This window comes from Desulfovibrio piger ATCC 29098, from assembly GCF_000156375.1.
Classification (GTDB): Bacteria; Desulfobacterota; Desulfovibrionia; order Desulfovibrionales; family Desulfovibrionaceae; genus Desulfovibrio; species Desulfovibrio piger.
The window spans coordinates 345,941-365,580 of sequence record NZ_DS996359.1 but is presented as its reverse complement, the minus strand read 5'-3'; the positions used below and the strand labels follow the sequence as shown (position 1 = coordinate 365,580).

Sequence of the window (19,640 nt, the reverse complement as noted above, 5' to 3'; positions counted from 1 at the left end):
GCAGGGGCCTGAAAAAAGCAAAAAAGGGAAGAAGCCCTGCGGCCTCTTCCCTTCAAAAATCACGCCTTGCCGCGCCGTTATTCGGCAACGGGGGCTTCCACATGCACGCGGGTGAGCACGCGACGCTTGCGGATGTACTTTTCAAAACGCACCACGCCGTCAACCTTGGCGAACAGGGTGTAGTCCCTGCCCATGCCCACGTTGGTGCCGGGATAGATCTTGGTGCCGAGCTGACGCACGATGATGTTGCCAGCCAGCACGTTCTGGCCGCCAAAGCGCTTCACGCCGCGTCTTTGGCCCGCACTGTCGCGGCCGTTACGCGAAGAGCCGCCTGCTTTCTTATGAGCCATGGTATACTCCTTACAAGGCAGATTGCCGTGCGTCCCCGTGGGGACACGCCGCCAAGCTAGCCGTTAATGCTTTTGACGCGGATGGTGGTGCAGTCCTGACGATGACCGCGCAGCTTGCGCGAGTCGTTACGACGCCAGCGCTTGAACACCATGACCTTGGCGCCGCGGCCCTGTTCCACCACTTCGGCGGTCACGGCAGCGTTTTCCACATAGGGAGCGCCCACTTTCACGTCGGCGCCGCCAAGCATCAGCACCTTGTCCAGCTTGATTTCGCTGCCGGCTTCGCCAGCGAGCTTTTCCACAACGATCTTGGAACCTTCTTCGACGCGGTACTGTTTGCCGCCCGTTTCAATAATAGCGTACATGCTCTTAAACCTCCGAAAAGAGAGAGGCCTGTTTGCCTCATGCTACAAGAAAAGTCAAGTGATTTTTGTTCTTGGCCGCGCCACAGGCCACGCATCCAGTGGTGGGACGCGCGGTAGTCGGGGCCAGACAGAGGCGTAGGCCAGTTGCGTTGCATAGCACAGGAAGTGACGGGAGGCAATGCTTTTTTGCCTGCCGCCGGATTTTTTCCGCGCCGGGCGCGCTTTTGCCGTCGCGCGGGGGTGCGGGGGCACCATCCCGCCGCCCTTCCCGTACATTGCCAGCCCGGGGCAAAGCCGCTACAAGAAAGATCATCGTGCCGCAGGCCCCTCCGGCCTGCTCCCCGCCACTCCAACCCCCTGTTCCGCCATGACCGATGAGATCGTTTGCCGCATCGACGCCCTGAGCCACGATGGCCGCGGCCTGCACCGCCCCGAGGACGGAGGGCCTGTCATTTTCGTCGCGGGCTCCCTGCCCGGCCAGACGGTACGGGCCCGCATCATCCGCCGCCAGAAGCGCTTCTGGGAGGCCCAGCGCACGGCGGTGCTGGAAGACGTGGCCCTGGCGGCGGACATCTGCCCCCACGGCGAGGACTGCGGCGGCTGCCCCTGGCAGCGCCTGCCCTATGCGGCCCAGCTGCGCTGGAAAGGCCAGCTGGTGCGCGACGCCCTGGAGCGCATCGGCGGTCTGGGCCGGGATGCCGCCCTGCCCCTGCGCCCCGCCCTAGGCTCTCCGGAACAGCGGGCCTTCCGCAACAAGATGGAATTCGCCTTCGGTCCTGCCGACGGCAGCCTGTGCCTGGGCCTGCGCCGGCGCGGCGGCCTGCAGGTGCTGCCGGTACCCGGCTGTGCCCTGCTGCCCGGCGAGGGGCTGGAGCTTGTCACGGCCTGCGCCGGTCTGGCTGCCCGCAGCGGCCTGCCCGCCTATGTGCCGCCGCGCAGCGCCGCCGAAGAAGGCCGCCTGCGCCCCCGTGCGGACAAGGGACGCGGACGGCGCCCCCGGCGGGAACGCCCCGGTGCGGAGGACCGCGGCTTCTGGCGCTTCCTCGTGGTGCGCTACGGCTGGCCCGATCCCGATCCGGCGCAGGTCGCCGCGAGCGATGCCCCGGGGCGCCGCTGGTGGCTCACCTGCGTCACCAGCCCGGGCACGGCGGAACAGCGCCGTACCGTGGCCCGCATGGGCCGGGAGCTGCTGGACGCCTTCCCGTGCGTCCAGGCCTTCGTCCATGAGGAGCGCGCCACGCCCGACGCCCTGGTGGCCGGAGAACGGCGCGTGCTCTGCCTCGACCGCCGGGGCGAGGCCCTGCCGGACGACGGGGCCCCGCTGTATCTGCCCCTGGGCGGCCGCTGGTTCGGCCTCGATCCCGCCTCTTTCTTCCAGGTCAACAGCCGGGCCGCCGAACTGCTGGCCGCCACGGCCGTGGAGATGCTCCTTTCCCTCCGGCCGGATGCGACGCCCCGCCGTCTGCTGGACGTCTATTGCGGTGCCGGGGCCCCGGGCCTGCTGGCCGCGGGACATTTCGACGAGGTGCTGGGCATGGAATACGACCGCCGTGCCGTGCTCCTGGCGGAACGCAATGCCCGCCGTTTCGGATTCGGCAACTGCCGCTACGAGGTCGGGGACGCCGCCCGCCTGCTGACGGCCCTGGCCCGCGAGCACGGGCCCGGCCACTGGGACCATGCCCTGCTGGACCCGCCGCGCGGCGGTGTGGCCCCGGAAGCCCTGGAGGCCCTGCTCCATCTGGCGCCGGAGCGCCTGGTCTACATCTCGTGCAATCCGGCCACCCTGGCCCGCGACGCCCGGGCGCTGTCCGCCGATTATGAGCTGATGCAGGTGACGCCGCTGGACCTTTTCCCCCACAGCCCGCATGTGGAAAGCGTGAGCTGCTGGCAGCGCCGCGCCTGAGGCAAAGGGCTTTTTCCGGCGCCCGCGCGGTACGGATTTTTGACGCTTTCGGGACTTTTGGTCCTTTTTATAAAATATGTCAGATAGTTAAAAAGTTGATTATTTTTCAATGAGATAGGATAATCTTTCATGAGAGCTTCCGGACGGGGAGCCGGTGCAAATCCACAAATTGCATTGACGCAGTGATGCCATTGTGATAATTTGTACATTGACACGGCTTCAGGGGGTCCAAAGGATTTTGTGATCCTCACCCGCCCGTCATCACAGCCGGAGGCAGGAGAAAACGTGTCACTGAAGGACATTTTCAAACAGCAGAGCAAGGGCATGGAATCCCTTGCCACCACGGGCACCATCGGTATGCATATGGTGAGCGGCCCGCTGGTGGGTTTCGCCATAGGCTACGGACTCGATGCCTGGCTGGAGACGGGTCCCTGGCTGAAGCTGGTCTTCCTGGTCATCGGGATCATCGCCGGCTTCATGAACGTCTATGAGGATACCCAGCGCCTGCTGCGCAAGATGTCCCGCGAAGAAGAACAAAAACGTGCCGAAGCCCTGGCCGACAGGCCGGAACGCGTCACGGTGAAGAAAAAAACGGTCGTCCCGGACAGCATCGCCCGGGCCTGCGCGGCGGAGACTGCCGCCGTCAGCCGGGAAACCGGCGGCAAGGCCCCCACGGCGCAGCTGCGCAACGGCACGACCGGCCCGGAAGCCCCCGAGGGCGAAGGCACGAAGACCGGCGGTCACGACCGCAATGACGGATAATGTTAGGACCCTTGCTGAAAGATATTGACAACTGGCTCTGGCGTCGGGGTATAAGTCATCCGGTCATTCTGCCGCTGGTGCGGAATTTGATTTTGTTTACCGGCATCTGCCTTGGGATGGGCGGCGTCGGTTATGCGCACATGCCCGGCCTGTTCTGGTTCGGCGTGGGCGCGGCAATGATAACCTGGACTTTTTGGGGATTGGCCCGCTTTTTCTTGCGGCAGCCCCTTGGTGAATACAGTACGGCGTTCCTGCGCGTGGTGCTCTTGCGCTGGGGAGGCAGACTGGCCGTACTGGCCGTGGTGACCTATGTGGCCCTTGCAGTGTGCGGGGCGCCGCTGACGGCCCTGCTGGGAGGGTTGGCCGCCGCCACGGCATTGGCGCTCATTACCTACGCGTGGGCAAGCCGCGCGGCCGGAAAGCGCTAGCGCCGGATTTTTCACCTTAACCGAGCAGGAGGCATGTCTCATGGCTGGTGGTTTGCCGCATCCGGTATTACTCTCCACGTTCTGCAACATGGACCAGATCACGATCGGCGGACAGGTGGTGGAATTCAAACATGTCTTCTACTCCTGGGTCTGTATGGCCGTGCTCTTCGTGGTGGCCTATCTCGTGCGCCGTCGCCTGACCCTGGTGCCCGGAGGCATGCAGAACTTCTTTGAAGCTCTCATCGATACCATCGAGAACTTCATCTGCAACACGATGGGTGAGGCCGGCCGCCGCTTCGTGCCGCTGCTGGCCGGTATGTTCATCTACATTTTCGGCATGAACCTGCTGGGCCTGATCCCCGGCTTCGACGCCCCCACGGCCAACCTGAACACCACCGTGAGCATGGCCCTGTTCGTGCTCGTGTTCTACAACGCCCTGGGTATCATCCGCTGGAAGGCGCACTACGTGCACCACTTCACCGGGCCCTCCAAGTTCCTCATCCCGCTGATGTTCCCCCTGGAGATCGTGTCGCACCTGTCGCGCCCCGTCTCTCTGTCTCTCCGTCTTTTCGGTAACATCCGCGGTGAAGAAATCGTTATGGTGCTCTTCTTCATCATGGCTCCCATCCTGGGCACCATCCCGATCTACGCCCTGTTCCTGCTGGGCAAGACCATGCAGGCCTTTGTGTTCTTCATGCTGACCATGTTCTACATCAAGGGCGCCATCGAGGCCCCGGAACATTAATCAGCCCGCTGCCCTTGCGGCAGCCCCGAATATGTGGGGAATGGTCGGAAACGACCCAACTTATACAAACTGTTGAAGGAGTGTCACATGCGCAAACTTCTGATGATCGCCCTGAACACCGTGGCCCTGCTGGGTATGGCTTCCATGGCTTTCGCCGCCAACCAGCTTGATTCCGCTTCCCTGGGTTACACCTGCCTGGCCGCCGCTCTCGGCATCGGCATCGCCGCTTTCGGTTGCGGTATCGGTATGGGTCTGGGCCTGAAGGGCGCCTGCGAAGGTATCGCCCGCAACCCTGACGTGAGCGGCAAAGTGACCGGTACCATGATCCTGGCCTTCGCCTTCATCGAATCCCTGGCCATTTACGCCCTGGTTATCAGCTTCATCCTGCTGTACGCCAACCCCTATGCGTAGGCCGTCCAGGCAGTAACGCTGCAACGGGGGGACTTCGGTCCCCCCTTTTTTTTGGCCCGGCGCCAGCGTGGTTGTTCGCTCCTTCACGGAATTATTTCATAATGTAACAAAATGTCCCCTTTTCCTGCAGGCCGGCCCGATCCCGGTACCTGGAGGAGTTCCCCTAAACTTTTTAAAATATTTTCTAAAATCAAATATTTTTCCCCGTCCCCCATTCACACTGCCAGTAGACTGATTATATTGGCATATCATTTCGCCGGCCCGGGTATGCAAGGAATAAAGGTTGTATTTCCGATGCTTGCGGATTCTTTTTTTTTCCAGTAAATTGAAAAACCTAAATTTCACAAAAGCATCACAAGCTTGAGCAGGTATCGATTATGCCCACGGAACCCAAAAGCAAACATATCCCCCACGCCACGATCCAGCGCCTGGCCACCTATGTGCAGGTGCTGGAAAATTTTGCGCGCGACGGCGTTGAAGTCATCTCCTCCAATCCCCTGGCCGAGGCCTGCGGGGTCAACGGCTCCCAGGTCCGCAAAGACCTGGCTTACTTCGGCGAATTCGGCATCCGCGGTGTGGGCTATCACATAACCTCCCTTATTGCGGCCATCACCTCCTCCCTGGGGGTCGACCGCGAATGGCGCATGGCGCTCGTGGGCGTCGGCAACCTGGGCAAGGCCATCCTGAACCACGGCGAATTCCGCGCCCGCGGCTTCAACATCGTGGGCATCTTCGACTGCGACCCCTTCAAGATCGGCGAGATTGTCCACGGTCTGGAAGTGCACTGCACCAAGGACCTCAAGGCCATGGTGGCCGAGCAGAACATCGAGATCGGCATCATCACCACGCCGCCCGAACGCGCCCAGCGTGCTGCCCAGCACCTGATGGATGCGGGCATCACCTCCATCCTCAATTTTGCCCCGGCGCGCATCAAGACCCCGGACCATGTGCATGTGGAGTATGTGGACTTTTTCCACCATCTCTACGCCCTGGCCTTCGATCACACGAGCCAGCACCGCTAGTCCTCATCACACGACGGTTTTCAGGGGAGACGCCCACAGGCGCCTCCCCTTTCGTGTTTTGGACCCCAGCAGGGCAACGGTGGAGCCGCTGCCATCACGCAGCGCGGTGCCGGAGCCTGCAGGATGCACGATACCGCCCTGCCTGCCGCCGCAGCTGACCGGTCTTCCCGGGGGCTGCTCTCCGCCACTGCGCATGCCCTTCCCGTCCCGGGCACGTTGCCGCCCCGTGCCGCGTCGCCATCCCGGCGGACGCCTCCTCGCCGGGATGCGCTGCCCACGGTAGACGCGTGCTCCCGCAGGTGCTATTTTTTTGTCCTCCCTGCCGGGTATCCCGGCCATCCTTTCTCACCTGCGGAGCCCATATGGATTTCAAGCAACTGGCACTGGCGGCCCGTACCTGCCGCCGTTTCGAGGAAGAACGTCCGCTGCAGATGGCGGATCTGGAATGGCTGGTGGACTGCGCCCGCCTGACCCCCTGCGCCCGTAACGCCCAGCAATTGCGTTACAGCCTCGTGGGCCCCGGCGAGACCTGCCAGCGCCTGTTCGGCATGACCAAATGGGCGGCGGCCCTCAAGGACTGGGGCGGTCCCTTCCCCGGCGAGCGTCCCACGGGCTTCATCGTCATGAGCATGCCCAAGAACGCGGGCGATCTGGTCTGGCTGGATACGGGCATCGCGGCCCAGACCATCAATCTGGCGGCCTCCAGCCGTGACTGGGGCTGCTGCATGATCGCCTCGTTCGATCACGCCGGAGTGAGCGAGCTGGTCCGGCTCCCCGAGGAGCTGCGCCCCACGCTGGTCCTGGGCCTTGGCGTGGCCAAGGAAGTGCGCCGCGTGGCCGACGTGCCCGAAAGCGGCGCCCTGGGCTACTGGCGTGACGCCGATCAGGTGCACTACGTGCCCAAACTGGCGCTGGACAAGCTTGTTCTGAACCGTTTTTAGGAGCGCAGCGACACGTTGGGGAGAGGCCCCGTAATCCCTGCCGTCGAGGCCCGCAAGGCTCCGGCGACGCCGCAGATCACGGCCTTTTTTGCCGCTCTCCGGCATTGCTCACGGCAAAAGACGTTCCTCTCCCAAGTCTCTTTCCCCCCCCAAAAAACGCACAATAAAAGGCAGCATCCCCGGAGTATCGGCTCCGGGAATGCTGCCTTTTCCATCGCATCAAAACCGGACAGGGCGCATCCCTGTCCGTCGATCATACCCGCCGCAGCACAGTCAGCAGGCCCGCCATATCCTGCAGCGCCTCCTGATAAAAGTTTTTGGAAGGGAAAGGGGGGAGTTGGAGGGGGGAGAGGGAGAACCTTTTTCCCAAAAGGTGTCCCTCTCCCCCCTCATAAAAAAACTTCTCTATCCCCCAGTCCGTTCCCGGCGATAACAGCGGGCCAGATCCACGAAACGGGGGGCCCATCCGGGCACTGCCGGGGCGAAGATGTGGCAGTAGGCGGCCCAGACACGGCCGCTCACCAGGCCATCACGGCCGTGGCCCTCGGCATCGCGGCCCATGCCCGTGCCCTTGCGCAGGCGCAGGGCATGCTCCAGACGGCCGCTGACGGCGGCAGGCTCGTGGCAGAGGGAATAGTGGAATTCATGGCCTCGCAGGGCGGAACCCTGGGGAAAATAGGGATTGGGCAGCACCACGTCGGCCCGCACATAGCCCAGGCCCTGCGGCTTGGGACAGAAACGGGTCTCCACGGGAAAGATGCCGCTCATGGGCCAGCGTTGCCCGTCACGCTCCAGAGCCGAGGCCAGGACCATGAAGCCGCCGCATTCGGCGTAGATGGGCAGGCCCTCCCCGGCCAGCGTGGCCAGACGGGCCAGATGCGGCGAAGACGCCAGCTCCCGGGCCCAGTCTTCGGGGAAACCGCCGCCCAGATAGAGACCGTCCAGCTCCGGCCACGGCGCGTCATCCAGCAGGGAAAGACGCACCAGCTCCGCCCCGGCCCGGCGCAGGGCCTCGAGGTTCTCCTCATAATAGAACCACAGGGCCCGGTCGCGCACATAACCGATGCGCGGGGCAGGCTCCGGGCTGTCCGCAGGACGAAGCGTCCGACAGCGAGAGGCGACGATGCCCTCATCCCTGCCCGTCTGCGTGCTGTCAGGCGTCGTGGCCCGCGGGGAGGTAACGGACAGCGTTCCCGTCGGTGCGGCCCCTTCGCAGGACGCACCAGCTCCGGCAGCGAAGGCCGTGCCCGCATGGCAGGCGGCAGACCGCCCTGCGCCGGAAGGGGCCACGGCGCCCTCCCCGGCCCAGGCGGCCTCGTCCCAGAAATCCGGCTCCTCGGGCAAAGCGGGCAGATCGTCGGCGATGGCCAGCACGCGCTCCATGTCCACATGATCGCGCACCACATCAGCCAGTTTTTCCAGGATCTCCTGAGCCTGCGGGCTCAGATCGTCGCCGCACAGGGAGGCCAGCCCCATGTGCCGTTCCGGCAGGGGGTTCTCGCGCAGGCGGGGGATGGCCCCCAGCACGGGCACGTCCGTGTAGGTGGTGATGGCCTCACGCAAGATGCCTTCGTGCCGGGCCGAGGCCACCTGATTGAGCACCACGCCCGCCAGACGCAGGCCGGGCTCGAAATTCCGTACCCCGGCCACTAGGGCAGCGGCCGTGCGGGTCATCTTGGTGCAGTCCAGACTGAGCAGCACGGGGCAGTCCAGCGTGCGGGCCAGTTCGGCCGTGGCGCAGGAGCCCCGCACGTCCATGCCGTCGAAAAGGCCGCGGTTGCCTTCCAGCAGGGCCAGCCGGGCCCCGCTGCGCTCCATCACATGCCGGAACAGGGCCCGCAGACGCGCGGGGGGCAGGAAATAGGGGTCCAGATTGCTGGCCTGCCGTCCGGCCGCCAGCGAGAGCCAGGCCGCATCGATATAGTCCGGGCCTTTCTTGAAAGGCTGGACGGCCAGTCCCTGCCGGGAAAAGGCCCGCGCCAGCCCCAGCGAGAGCAGGGTCTTGCCGCCGCCCCCGGACAGGGCGGAGATGCAGATACGGGCGGACGGGGCCCCTGTGCGGGGCATACGGGGATGGGAAGACACGGCGGGCATCCTTGGCTGACGGGAAGGCGGCAGGGCCGCGGGCATGAAAAAAGGGCACGACACCGGCCGGTGTCGTGCCCTGAGGGAGACTAGTGCTTGAAGGAACGCTGACCGGTGAAGACCATGGCCACCTGCGGGCTGGCTTCGTTGCAGGCAGCGATGACTTCGGTATCGCGCATGGAGCCGCCGGGCTGGCCGATGGCGGTGACGCCCTGGGCCATGGCGGCGTCCACGCCGTCACGGAAGGGGAAGAAGCCGTCGGAGATCAGCACCGTGCCGGGCAGGCCGCCGCGGGCCTCCTGGGTACGGGCCTGGATGTCGTCCAGAGCGGCCTTGAGGGCGACGTCGGTGGCGGCCTTCTGCTTGAGCTCGTAGAAGGAGAGGTTGTGCTCGCGGAAGGCCAGGGTGTCGGCGTACTTGGTGTAGGCCTTGTGGATGGCCAGTTCCACGCAGCCCACGCGGTCCTGCTCACCGGTGCCGATGGCCACGGTGGCGCCGTTGCGGGCAAAGATGACCGAGTTGGAGGTCACGCCGGCTTCCACGGCCCAGGCAAAGCGCAGGTCGGCCATTTCCTGGGCGTTGGGCTTGCGGGCGGTGACGGTGACGCCGTTCTTGTCCGTGGCTTCGGCGGGCAGGAAGTCGGCATCGGTCAGGATGCGGTTCACGAAAGATTTCTGCACCACGATGCCGCCGTCGGCCAGGCTCTTGATGTCCAGGAAGGCGGACTGCGTCAGTTCGTCCAGGCGGCCCAGGCCGGGCAGTTCCATGATGCGCAGGTTCTTGCGGCCCTTGAGGATCTCCACGGCGCCTTCTTCATAGGCAGGAGCGGCCACCACTTCGAAGTAGCTGGCGGCCACCATCTCGGCGGCCTCGCGGGTGAAGGGGCGGTTGACCACCACCGCGCCGCCGAAAGCGGCGATGCGGTCGCACCAGAAGGCCTTGTCCAGGGCAGCGGCCACGCCGCCGTCGTCCCAGGCGGCGCCGCAGGGGTTGTTGTGCTTGAGGATGATGGCCGCGGGGCGCTCGCTGAGGTACTGCAGGATGTTGGCGCCGTTGTCCACGTCGGTGAGGTTGGTCTTGCCGGGGTGTTTGCCGGCCTGGATCATCTGGGCTTCGGTCATGGCCGACACGATGCCCTGACCGGGGCCACGCCAGCGCAGGCCGCCGCAGGTGATGCCACCTTCACGCAGTTCATACAGGGCAGCGGGCTGGTCGGGGTTTTCGCCGTAGCGCAGACCTTTTTCCTCGTTGTCCAGGGTCCAGACGCGCTTGTGGTACACAAGCTTTTCGTCACCCAGCAAAATGGTCATGGTCTCGGGAAAAGCGTCCTTGTGGACTTTCTTGTACATGGCCTTCAGGTCGGTCGTCATGATGCCTCCAGGTATGCCTAGCAAAAAAGGTGAAAGCGCTTCGCGGCGCGGCAATGGTGTAGCACAAAACGCCCCTGTCCACCAGTACATGCCCCAAAGGGCGGAAGGCCCGCCGGGGGGGCCTTCCGCTGGCCCGAAGAGGCGCCGGATTTGACGCAGGCCCGCAAATGGGCCATAACGACGGCGCGATATACGCGCTTCTGCCGGAGGAAACCATGGAAAAACTGCTCACCCGCCTTGCCCGCCAGCTGGATGCCCTCGACGAGGCATCGCTCATGTCGCTGTGGAGCAAGTACGCCACCATCGCCAGCCGTTTCGAACCGACCCAGCGCTGGGAAGAGGCCGTCCTGGTCTTTTCCATGATCCAGGCCAAACGCTACAAGAACCAGCTGTTCAATTATTATTGGGCACAGCAGGCCCAGCCGCATGAGGACGGCCCCGCCCCCGCGGCCCAGCCCCTGGCCCCCGACTTCGACCTGATGCAGGGCCAGGCGGAGGCCCCCGCGCCGCACCGCTGCCGTGTCCTTTCGTTCCGTCCCGCGCCGGGGGATACGGCCACCTCCCGCAAGGACGACTGAGCGGGATCTCCCCCAGTTCGAACTTCACTCACAAAAAACTGACGCTTCGCCTTGTACAGCATTGGCCGGGCCGTCTTCCGACCTTCCGGCCCGACCCGTCCGGCGGCAACCGCCAGACAGCCCTTGCCTTTTTTTTGCGTGTCGTGAGAAACCTCCGCACCCCGGATACGGCATCCGGGATCGCGAACCCCGGGGGAAAGGTTTTCCTGCGCAAGCGCAGTCCCCCTCACCAGCATCGGGGATGTCCGTCACATCCCCGCACAACGCACAGGAGTGGTTCCCATGCGTGCCAACATTCTTTGTGCCGGCTTCGGGACGCGTCTGCGCCCCTTCACCTATCTGAAGCCCAAGCCCCTGCTCTACATCGGCGGTTATCCGCTGGTGGAACGTACCATCCGCCAGCTCCATGCCGACGGCGTCACCGACATCGCCCTGGTGGTCGGTTACAAACACGAATGCTTCAACTATCTCGTGGACAAATACGGCGTCCAGCTCATCGTCTCGGCGCAGTATGCCACGGCCAACAATTATTCCTCCCTCCAGCTGGTGGCCCACCGCCTGGGCGACAGCCTGGTCATCGACGGTGACACCTACATCCGCCGTCCGGTGGTGCCCCTGGTGCGTCCCGGGGTCTCGCAGTTCATCTGCCAGCAGACCCAGCAGGGCAACGAGTGGGAACTGATCACCGATGCCGACGACCGCGTGGTCTCCGTGCGCAAGGATTCGCCCTCGGGCTACTGCATGTCCGGCGTCTCCTACTGGACCGAGGAGGCCGCGGCCCTCATCCGCGAGGAACTGGACAAGAGCGGCCCGGACGACTACTGGGAAGACTCCGTCATCCGCATCCTGGACCGCGTGCCCGTCTACGCCACGCGGGTGAAGATGCTGCTCTGCGAGATCGACAGCCTGAGCGACGCCCTTTCCCTGGGCCTGCTGACGCCCGACGAGCTGGCCGACCAGTGCTCCGAGACCCAGATGGCCCAAAAGCTCAAGAGCCTGACCAACGATACCTACCACATCCAGCTGGACGGCAAGGGCCTTGTGCTGCGCATCCCCGGCCAGGGCACCGACCAGATCATCGACCGCAGCGTGGAAGCGGCCATGCTGGAAATGGTGAAGGATCTGGACATCACGCCCGAGTGCCACTTCTACGCGGGCGGCATCAAGACCACGGACTTTCTGGAAGGCTACCGCATCCTGAACCACGACACCCTGGACCAGTTCGAGGTGCGCGGTGTGGTGGACATCATGCGCCGTCTGCATGACATCCGCATGCCTGAGGGCTTCCGCGAAAAGTACGGCCCCAGCGCCGTGCTCTCCGTGCTTTCCGAGGTCAAGCTCTACGAACGCCAGAGCGGCGTCAACCTGCTGGCCGATCACGAACGCAGCCTGTTCTACGATTTCGCCCGCGAGATGGACAGCGACGAGAAGCGCTTCTGCCATCGCGACTTCGTGCTGGAGAACATCCTGCGCAAGGGCGACGACATCAAGCTCATCGACTTCGAATACGCCTGTTTCTGCTCGCCCTACTGGGACTACGCCAGCTTCATCACCGAGACCCGTCTTTCCGGCCCCCTGCTGGACAGCTTCATCGAAGCCAGCGGCGCGGACCGCACCCGCCTGCTCAAGGCCATGATCATCGTGGATTACATCTGGGGCCTGTGGGGCTTCTACCGCGAGTGCATCGACTACGGTCGTGGCCGCATCGCGGAAATGGACCGCAACCTGAAACTGCTGCAACGCGGAGAAAAACTGGCATGAAGCGCGGTTTTCTGATTTCCGTGGGCGCCTATCTGGGCCTCTGGCTGGTGCTGGAAGCCCTGTTCCCCGCGCCCTCCTACGCCTACCTCGACCCCGGCACGGGCAACGTGCTGGTCTACCTGGCCATCAGCCTGGTGGGTACGGTGCTCTATTTCGTCAAGAACATCGTCTACGCCATCATGGGCAAGGCCAAGGGCGAACGCCGTCCCGAAAAGCAGCTGCACCACGAGCGCATCCTCATGTTCTCCGAAGGCCGCAGCTACTACTATACCTTCAAGCCCGTCATCGACGCCTTCCTGCGCCGCGGCGTGCCCTTCTCCTACATCACCATGGATGTGGAGGACCCGGCCCTGACCATCGAGAACGACCTCATGAACTCGCGCTATATCGGCACGGGTTCCGCGGCCTTTGCCCGCGCCGCCGGTCGTCACGCCGACATCATGCTCTCCACCACGCCCAACATCGGCACGCCCGGCTTTCCCATGCCGCGTCCGCGCCGCGTGACCAACCTGGCCCATATCTGCCACGGCGTGGGCGACATCGCCATGTACCAGAAAGGCTCCCTGGACCATTACGACGCCGTCCTGATGGTGGGCGACTTCATGCTGCCCAGCATCCGCAAGGTGGAAAAGCTGCGCGGCCTGCCGCCCAAGGAATGCGTCTCCCTGGGCCTGCCCTATCTGGACGAGCTGGCCGCCAAGGCCCACAAGAAGGAAGGCCAGAGCACCCCGCCCGTGGTGCTGGTGGCGCCCTCGTGGGGCAACAAGGGCTGCCTCAACATCTGCGGCCCCAACTTCCTGCTGGATCTGGCCAAGGCCGGCTATGACGTGATCCTGCGCCCGCATCCCCAGTCCCTCAAGGTGGAGACCGAGATGCTGGACACCATCCACGAGATGCTGCGCGACTACCCCAACGTCAGCTTCGATACCGAGATGGACGCCACCGCCTCCATGAGCCGGGCCGACGTCATGATCTCGGACAAGTCCTGCGTGCGCTTCGACTTCGCCTTCCTTTACGAAAAGCCCGTCATCACCCTGGACATCCCCGTGCGCAACCCCGAACTCTACGAGGTGGCGGACCTGGGCGTCATCTGGGAAGACACCGTGGCCGCCCGTCTGGGCGAAGTGGTCTCGCCCGAGGACTTCAACAACATCGTGCCCGTGGTGGAACGCGCCCTCAAGACGCCCTCTTCCGCCATCGCCGCCTTCCGCGAGGAATCCGTGGCCTGCTGGGGCCAGAGCGGTGAAGCCATCGCCCAGTGGACCGTGGACACCCTGGCCCGCATGGACGCCGAACACGCGGCCGAAGCTGCCGCTCCCAAAACGAAATAGCACGGCCCTTGCCGGATATGCTTTCAAGGAAACGCCATGTCGCTTCTGTATGAGATATTCATCCTGCCCATCGAGATCATCTACCGGGCCATCTATCTCGGCAGCCTCCAGTTCACCCACAACTACGGCCTGAGCATCCTCGTCCTGTCCTGCATCAGCGCCGTGGCCTTCATCCCCCTGGGACGTCTGGCCGTGGGCACCCAGGCCCGGGAAAAGAAGCTCCAGATGATCATGGCCCCGCAGCTGGCCCGCATCCGCAAGGAATCCAAGGGGGCCGAGCGCCAGCGCCGCATCAACAACCTCTACAAGCGCTACGCCTACCATCCGCTGCTGGCCGTCCGTTCGGCCTTCGGCGTGGCCCTGCAGATCCCCTTCCTGACCGGCGCCTACTACATGATCCTGGGGCTCACCCAGCTGCAGGGCCAGCCCTGCCTGATGATCCCCGACCTTTCGCAGCCCGACGGCCTGCTCTGGGGCGTCAACGCCCTGCCCATCGTCATGACCGTGGTCAACATCATCGCCACGCTGACCACCCCGGGCCTGACGCGCAAGGACACCCTGCAGGCCATCATCATCGCCTTTTTCTTCCTGGCGCTGCTGTACAACGCGGCCTCGGCCCTGCTCATCTTCTGGACCATGAACAACGTCTTCTTCCTGCTCCAGAACCTGCGCCTGCCCATCCGCCTGCCCCGCTTCCGCAAGCCCGGCTTTGCCCAGGGCGGCATGAACACCGTCATGGCCGCCACCATGCGCTCGGTCTATAGCCTGTCCTGCGCCGGTCTGGCCATCCTGATCTTCCTGTACGTGCCCTTCCAGTCCTACGCCAGCGACCCCAACTTCTTCGCCGCCGGTCCCCTGGACGTGCTGCTGGGCATGGTGCGCTATCTTTCGCTGACCTTCTTCGTGGTCTTCGTGCTCTGGCTCTGGTTCCCGGCCAAAGCCAAGACCATCCCGGCCTTCGTGGCCTTCTGGGCCCTGTGCCTCGCCTTCGTGAACCTTTTCGTGCTGCCCGGCCACTTCGGTGCCCTGGACGGCATCCGCTTCCTGCGTGAGGCCGCCCTCACCGGCCCCATGAGCACCTTCAAGGACGGCCTGCTTCCCGTGCTGGTGGCCCTGGGCCTGACGGCCCTGCTGTTCGCCTTCCCCAAGGTGCGCCTGCAGCTGCCGCGCGTGCTCTCCATCGCCGTGTTCTCCCTGGTGGCCCTCACGGCCTGGAACGCCCTGACCGCCGAAGAGCCCGAACAGGCCAAGACCAGCTTCACCCCGCCCGCCTACGTGGCTGACATGCAGTCCTATTCCAAGGACGGCGAGAACGTCATCGTCATCGTCATGGACATGTTCACCGGCGGCCATATCGAACGGATGCTGGACGACCCCTGGTTCACCAACGGCTTCCGCAAGGGCATGGACGGCTTCGTCTGGTACCCCGACACCATCTCCATGGCCGACGCCACGGTCATGAGCCTGCCCAGCATCTACGGCGGCCATGCCTACAGCCCGGCGGCCGTCAACGCCCGCCGCGACGTGACGCTGGAAGAGAACATCAACAGCGCCTTTGCCGTGATGCCCCGCAACTTCGCCGCCAACGGCTACGACGTCTGCATGCTCAACGGCCTGGACTTCTTCAACCAAGAGTTCTACGAGCGTCACCTCGGCAAGGTGGAGAACGTCACCACCGTGCCCCAGGTCAAGGACGACTTCCAGCTCAAGTACCACCAGGGCACCAGCCTGCGGGACTTCAGCAGCTTCTTCGCCATGCTGGGCCTGTTCCAGGCCTCGCCCAACATCATCAAGCAGAAGATCTACGACGACGGCAACTGGCATGACGCCGGCGACGGCATCCTGGTGGCCAGCATGGACGCCTGCCGCGCGGGCGACGCCTTTTTCCGCTTCGCCTTCACCTCGGGCATCACCACCGATGCCCCGCGCAGCACGGCCAAGGTCTTCTACACCATGCTGTCCCACTACATGTGGCACTACGCCCCCGACCTCAAGGACGGCCAGCCCGAGATCGTGGCCGACCCCTATCCGGCCACCGAGGGCCAGCTCTTCTTCGTCAACGGCGTGCTGCCCGAGCACTACTACGCCGAACGCCACCTGCTGCGCTACCTGATGATCTTCTTCGACCAGCTCAAGGAAGCCGGCATCTACGACAATACGCGCATCATCCTGGTCTCCGACCACGGCGAGAGCGACAGCCCCAGGGTGCAGCGTGCCTACAACGACGGCAAGGAATTCCCCGACGGCACCGTCTTCCAGACCGCGCCCTACGCTCCCGGCCGTCCCCACGCCCTCCTGATGGTCAAGGAACCCCATCAGCGCGGCGAGCTGCGCATCAGCGATGCCTTCATGTCCAGCGCCGACGTGCCCACCCTGGCCCTGCAGGGCGTCGGCACCTCCGACGAGTTCGAGATGCGTGACCCGGCCGCCCTGCCCAAGCCGCGCATCCTCACCCATGCCCGCGGCGGCGCGCGCTGGGGCGAACACAAGGAGAATGCCTACATCTTCGAACAGTACCGCATGGAAGGCACCCTGTTCGATCCCTCCAAGTGCACGCGCGAAGGCGCCTACCAATAACCATCCGTCCTGACGGCCCCGCTGCTCCGGCAGCGTCGTGAAGGGGGAAGGAGCATCCCGGCAGGGATGTCCCTTCCCCCCTTTTTTGCGGCCCCGGCCCCTCCGGCGCGCGGGTCTCATAAAATTTTCCCCATTTTCCTCCCCCGACGGCCCCGGCCATTTGACTTGTCCGCTGTTAGCGGCTAGAAAAAACTAAGGCATTGCGGCCAACGTTGTTCCCCTTAGTCGTCAGGCTACGGGGTTTTCGCGTGTGGACGACAAAACTTCAGCCTTGGCCCGCGCCATGCGGGCAGTGCAGGTGGATATATGGCAAATACGGTCATTATCGGCGCCCAGTGGGGCGACGAGGGCAAGGGAAAGATTGTGGACATGCTCAGCGCGCAGAGCGGGCTGATCGTGCGTTTCCAGGGCGGCAACAACGCCGGCCACACCATCAAGGTCCAGGGCAAGGAGACCATCCTGCACCTGATCCCCTCGGGCATCCTGCACGAGGGCAAAAACTGCCTGATCGGCAACGGTGTGGTGCTGGACCCCTTCGTCTTCCTCAAGGAAGTGGACGAACTGGCGGCCAAGGGCATCGACGTGTCCCCCAGCCGTCTGGGCATCAGCAAAAAGACCCACCTGATCATGCCCTACCACAAGAGCCTGGACAATGCCCGCGAAGCCAAGCGTGCCGGCAAGAAGATCGGCACCACCGGTCGCGGCATCGGCCCCTGCTATGAGGACAAGGCCTCCCGCGTGGGCCTGCGTGCCGGTGACCTCATCAACCCGCAGCTGGTGCGCGAAAAAGTGCATCACGCCCTGCTGGAAAAGAACGTCCTGCTGCGCGAGCTCTACAAGTACGACACCCTGGACGAGAACCAGGTCTGCGAAGAGCTGCTGGCCATCGCCCCGCGCATCACGCCCTATCTGAAGGACGCCTCCTCCGAGATCCAGAAGGCCCAGGCCGCCGGTCAGGACATCCTGTTCGAAGGCGCCCAAGGCATCCACCTGGACATCGACCACGGCACCTATCCCTTCGTGACCTCCTCCAGCACCGTGGCCAGCTCCGCCGCCGCCGGCAGCGGTGTGGGCCCCTCCGCCCTGGAGCGCGTGGTGGGCATCGTCAAGGCCTACACCACCCGCGTGGGCTCCGGCCCCTTCCCCACCGAGCTGGAAGACGACACCGGCCGTTACATCCAGACCAACGGTCATGAATTCGGCGCCACCACCGGCCGTCCGCGCCGCTGCGGCTGGCTGGACGTGGTCATCCTGCGCGAGACCGTGCGCCTGTGCGGCCTTACCGACATCGCCCTGACCAAGCTGGACGTGCTCCAGAACCTGCCCGCCCTGCAGATCTGCGTGGCTTACGAACTGGACGGCCAGCGTCTGGAATACCCCCCGCAGGAAGAAGGCGCCCTGGGCCGCGTGAAGCCCATCTATGAAGAGATGCCCGGCTTCGAAGACGACATCAGCCAGTGCACCAGCGTCGAGCAGCTGCCCGACAACGTGCGCGCCTACATCGCCCGCATCGAAGAACTCACCGGCGTGCGCGTCTCCTTCATCTCCGTGGGTGCCGACCGCGCCCAGACCATCGTCCGTTAAGCGTTCGCGCTTGCGATAGATCCTGCGAGGGGGGAGAGGGAAACCTTTTTGAAAAAAGGTTCTCCCTCTCCCCCCTCGCGCTCCCCCCTCTCCCTTCCAAAAACTTTTGTCAGGGGGACGACGCGAACATGGGCACGGTCGTTCCTCGGGGGGAGCATGGGCCATGACAGGCAGTGCGGATGACACCGTGCTGTCCCGGACAGGCACCGCGCCCCGTCCGGCCGGCCCTTTTCCTGCCAACCATCTTTGGTGGAGCCTGAGGCGCACCTGGGCAGCCCTGCCATGGTGCGGGCCCGTCACGCTCCCGCACCGCGAGGGACGCCATGCCGCTTTTCCAGGACATCAGCACGCCGGGCTTCGACCGCATCCGCGAGGTGCTCCACCGCCTGTCCGCCAACCCGCCGCAGGTACTGCTGCTGGAAGGCGGCACCGAGCCCCAGCGTCTGGCCGCGGCCCGCTACTGGGCCGCCTGCGTCAACTGCCCGCAACCGGGCAGCGAGGGCGGGCCCTGCCTCATCTGCCCCACCTGCATGCAGATCGATGCCGGTGAGCATCTGGACGTACTGGCCTACGACGGCCGCATCAGCAATGCCGATGACGAGGCCCATCCCGGCCCCATCCGCGCCCTGAACGTGGACAATATCCGCGAGCTCAAGCAAAAGCTGCGCGACGCTCCCCACGGTCAGGGCCGCCGCGTGGTGCTGCTCATGGGCGTGGAACAGAACCGCAGCAATGCGGCCAATGCCCTGCTCAAGGCACTGGAAGAGCCCTCGCCCTCCTCCTGCTTCGTCCTGCTGGCCGCCCAGCGCGAACAGCTCCTGCCCACGCTGGTCTCGCGCTCCCTCTGCCTGACCCTGCCCTGGCCCGACAGCCTGTCCCGTGATCCGGCCCTCCAGCCCTGGGAAGAAGCCCTGGCCCTGTTCATCACCAGCGGCCGCGGCCTGTTCGAACGCACCGGCGCCCGCAACGCCCTGGACGCCCGCCTGGCCGGACAGATCCTGCTGGCCTGCCAGAAATCCATGAGCCGGGTCATGTCCGGCAATGACGATGCCCTCTGTCCCCTGGACACGGCCCTGGCCCTGCTGCCCCGCGAGAAGCGCGTCCAGTGCTGCCTCTGGTTCAACGAGGCCCAGGAGGCCCTGGGCTTCAACGTCACGCCCGCCCGCGTGCTGGAAGCCCTGGCCGCCCGTCTGCACGTCACCCGCATGGGGGACTGACCTTTTCCCGTTTTCCTTCCTCTTCCCGTGTCTGCCCCATGACGGCACGGCTGTTTTCAGCTCTCCCAAAGCCCCGTCATGACAGATACGTGCGTCCTGTGCGGAGCACGGGACGCCATGAGCGCGTTTTGGAGAGGTAGGGGGAGCACGAGGGGGAGAGGCCGTTCGTCGCGCCGACGCCGAACGGGACCGTCCCCGTTTCCCCTCCGT

General features: G+C 64.6%; 17 protein-coding genes. 13 read left to right on the top strand and 4 right to left on the bottom strand.

The genetic code is table 11. The features are described from left to right. Positions 1-77 precede the first annotated feature (77 nt). Positions 78-350, bottom strand: a complete 273-nt coding sequence (gene rpmA, locus DESPIG_RS08260; protein WP_040369732.1) for a 50S ribosomal protein L27 — start codon at positions 348-350, stop codon at positions 78-80. A gap of 56 nt (positions 351-406) precedes the next feature. Next, a complete protein-coding gene (gene rplU, locus DESPIG_RS08255; RefSeq protein ID WP_006007380.1) occupies positions 407-715 on the bottom strand; it encodes a 50S ribosomal protein L21 in 309 nt (102 codons plus the stop codon). Positions 716-1,082: 367 nt separating this feature from the next. Here rplU and DESPIG_RS08250 point away from each other — a divergent pair, with 367 nt between their 5' ends. The 7 genes from DESPIG_RS08250 to DESPIG_RS08220 all read left to right on the top strand — a co-directional run bounded on the left by DESPIG_RS08250 (position 1,083) and on the right by DESPIG_RS08220 (position 6,927). Further along, complete coding sequence (locus tag DESPIG_RS08250; protein WP_006007379.1) at positions 1,083-2,618, top strand: class I SAM-dependent RNA methyltransferase; 1,536 nt, start codon at positions 1,083-1,085, stop codon at positions 2,616-2,618. A 285-nt stretch (positions 2,619-2,903) separates the two neighbouring features. Further along, the gene (locus DESPIG_RS12900; RefSeq protein WP_050760299.1) at positions 2,904-3,380 is read left to right on the top strand and encodes an AtpZ/AtpI family protein; all 477 of its coding nucleotides are present in this window, start codon (positions 2,904-2,906) and stop codon (positions 3,378-3,380) included. 11 nt (positions 3,381-3,391) lie between these two features. Beyond that, on the top strand, positions 3,392-3,808 hold the full coding sequence (locus DESPIG_RS08240) for a hypothetical protein (protein ID WP_239463801.1): 417 nt from the start codon (positions 3,392-3,394) through the stop codon (positions 3,806-3,808). Positions 3,809-3,848: 40 nt separating this feature from the next. Continuing rightward, positions 3,849-4,553, top strand: coding sequence for a F0F1 ATP synthase subunit A (atpB, locus tag DESPIG_RS08235; protein WP_040369730.1), 705 nt, complete (start codon positions 3,849-3,851; stop codon positions 4,551-4,553). Between the two features lie 87 nt (positions 4,554-4,640). Then, the gene (gene atpE / locus DESPIG_RS08230; RefSeq protein ID WP_006007371.1) at positions 4,641-4,964 is read left to right on the top strand and encodes an ATP synthase F0 subunit C; all 324 of its coding nucleotides are present in this window, start codon (positions 4,641-4,643) and stop codon (positions 4,962-4,964) included. A 377-nt stretch (positions 4,965-5,341) separates the two neighbouring features. Further along, entirely contained in the window at positions 5,342-5,986 is a 645-nt protein-coding gene (locus tag DESPIG_RS08225) for a redox-sensing transcriptional repressor Rex (protein WP_006007367.1), read from the top strand. A gap of 362 nt (positions 5,987-6,348) precedes the next feature. Beyond that, a complete protein-coding gene (locus DESPIG_RS08220) occupies positions 6,349-6,927 on the top strand; it encodes a nitroreductase family protein (protein WP_006007363.1) in 579 nt (192 codons plus the stop codon). Between the two features lie 405 nt (positions 6,928-7,332). Here DESPIG_RS08220 and DESPIG_RS08210 read toward each other — a convergent pair whose 3' ends face one another. Together DESPIG_RS08210 and DESPIG_RS08205 are read right to left on the bottom strand one after the other, a co-directional pair. Beyond that, positions 7,333-9,021, bottom strand: a complete 1,689-nt coding sequence (locus tag DESPIG_RS08210) for a cobyrinic acid a,c-diamide synthase CobB (RefSeq protein WP_147589002.1) — start codon at positions 9,019-9,021, stop codon at positions 7,333-7,335. 80 nt (positions 9,022-9,101) lie between these two features. After that, the gene (locus tag DESPIG_RS08205; RefSeq protein WP_006007358.1) at positions 9,102-10,382 is read right to left on the bottom strand and encodes a hypothetical protein; all 1,281 of its coding nucleotides are present in this window, start codon (positions 10,380-10,382) and stop codon (positions 9,102-9,104) included. A gap of 215 nt (positions 10,383-10,597) precedes the next feature. Between DESPIG_RS08205 and DESPIG_RS08200 the strand changes: the two genes are divergently transcribed. The 6 genes from DESPIG_RS08200 (at position 10,598) to DESPIG_RS08175 (ending at position 19,430) form a co-directional block, all read left to right on the top strand. Beyond that, positions 10,598-10,960 (top strand): hypothetical protein, encoded by a 363-nt coding sequence (locus DESPIG_RS08200; protein WP_040369726.1) that lies wholly within the window; start codon positions 10,598-10,600, stop codon positions 10,958-10,960. 282 nt (positions 10,961-11,242) lie between these two features. After that, positions 11,243-12,721, top strand: coding sequence for a phosphotransferase (locus tag DESPIG_RS12895; protein ID WP_006007349.1), 1,479 nt, complete (start codon positions 11,243-11,245; stop codon positions 12,719-12,721). Further along, on the top strand, positions 12,718-14,052 hold the full coding sequence (locus DESPIG_RS08190; protein WP_006007347.1) for a CDP-glycerol glycerophosphotransferase family protein: 1,335 nt from the start codon (positions 12,718-12,720) through the stop codon (positions 14,050-14,052). The genes DESPIG_RS12895 and DESPIG_RS08190 overlap by 4 nt, the downstream gene beginning before the upstream one ends. A gap of 36 nt (positions 14,053-14,088) precedes the next feature. Next, complete coding sequence (locus tag DESPIG_RS08185; RefSeq protein ID WP_006007346.1) at positions 14,089-16,629, top strand: YidC/Oxa1 family membrane protein insertase; 2,541 nt, start codon at positions 14,089-14,091, stop codon at positions 16,627-16,629. Between the two features lie 306 nt (positions 16,630-16,935). Next, positions 16,936-18,213, top strand: coding sequence for an adenylosuccinate synthase (locus tag DESPIG_RS08180; protein ID WP_006007342.1), 1,278 nt, complete (start codon positions 16,936-16,938; stop codon positions 18,211-18,213). Between the two features lie 323 nt (positions 18,214-18,536). Next, positions 18,537-19,430 (top strand): hypothetical protein, encoded by an 894-nt coding sequence (locus tag DESPIG_RS08175; RefSeq protein ID WP_006007340.1) that lies wholly within the window; start codon positions 18,537-18,539, stop codon positions 19,428-19,430. Positions 19,431-19,640 lie beyond the last annotated feature (210 nt).

What these genes read in the sequence shown, in the direction of transcription:
- rpmA (WP_040369732.1), bottom strand. Translation starts at nt 350, where the DNA reads ATGGCTCATAAGAAAGCAGGCGGCTCTTCGCGTAACGGCCGCGACAGT.
- rplU (WP_006007380.1), bottom strand. Translation starts at nt 715, where the DNA reads ATGTACGCTATTATTGAAACGGGCGGCAAACAGTACCGCGTCGAAGAA.
- DESPIG_RS08250 (WP_006007379.1), top strand. Translation starts at nt 1,083, where the DNA reads ATGACCGATGAGATCGTTTGCCGCATCGACGCCCTGAGCCACGATGGC.
- atpB (WP_040369730.1), top strand. Translation starts at nt 3,849, where the DNA reads ATGGCTGGTGGTTTGCCGCATCCGGTATTACTCTCCACGTTCTGCAAC.
- atpE (WP_006007371.1), top strand. Translation starts at nt 4,641, where the DNA reads ATGCGCAAACTTCTGATGATCGCCCTGAACACCGTGGCCCTGCTGGGT.
- DESPIG_RS08225 (WP_006007367.1), top strand. Translation starts at nt 5,342, where the DNA reads ATGCCCACGGAACCCAAAAGCAAACATATCCCCCACGCCACGATCCAG.
- DESPIG_RS08220 (WP_006007363.1), top strand. Translation starts at nt 6,349, where the DNA reads ATGGATTTCAAGCAACTGGCACTGGCGGCCCGTACCTGCCGCCGTTTC.
- DESPIG_RS08210 (WP_147589002.1), bottom strand. Translation starts at nt 9,021, where the DNA reads ATGCCCGCCGTGTCTTCCCATCCCCGTATGCCCCGCACAGGGGCCCCG.
- DESPIG_RS08205 (WP_006007358.1), bottom strand. Translation starts at nt 10,382, where the DNA reads ATGACGACCGACCTGAAGGCCATGTACAAGAAAGTCCACAAGGACGCT.
- DESPIG_RS08200 (WP_040369726.1), top strand. Translation starts at nt 10,598, where the DNA reads ATGGAAAAACTGCTCACCCGCCTTGCCCGCCAGCTGGATGCCCTCGAC.
- DESPIG_RS12895 (WP_006007349.1), top strand. Translation starts at nt 11,243, where the DNA reads ATGCGTGCCAACATTCTTTGTGCCGGCTTCGGGACGCGTCTGCGCCCC.
- DESPIG_RS08190 (WP_006007347.1), top strand. Translation starts at nt 12,718, where the DNA reads ATGAAGCGCGGTTTTCTGATTTCCGTGGGCGCCTATCTGGGCCTCTGG.
- DESPIG_RS08185 (WP_006007346.1), top strand. Translation starts at nt 14,089, where the DNA reads ATGTCGCTTCTGTATGAGATATTCATCCTGCCCATCGAGATCATCTAC.
- DESPIG_RS08180 (WP_006007342.1), top strand. Translation starts at nt 16,936, where the DNA reads ATGGCAAATACGGTCATTATCGGCGCCCAGTGGGGCGACGAGGGCAAG.
- DESPIG_RS08175 (WP_006007340.1), top strand. Translation starts at nt 18,537, where the DNA reads ATGCCGCTTTTCCAGGACATCAGCACGCCGGGCTTCGACCGCATCCGC.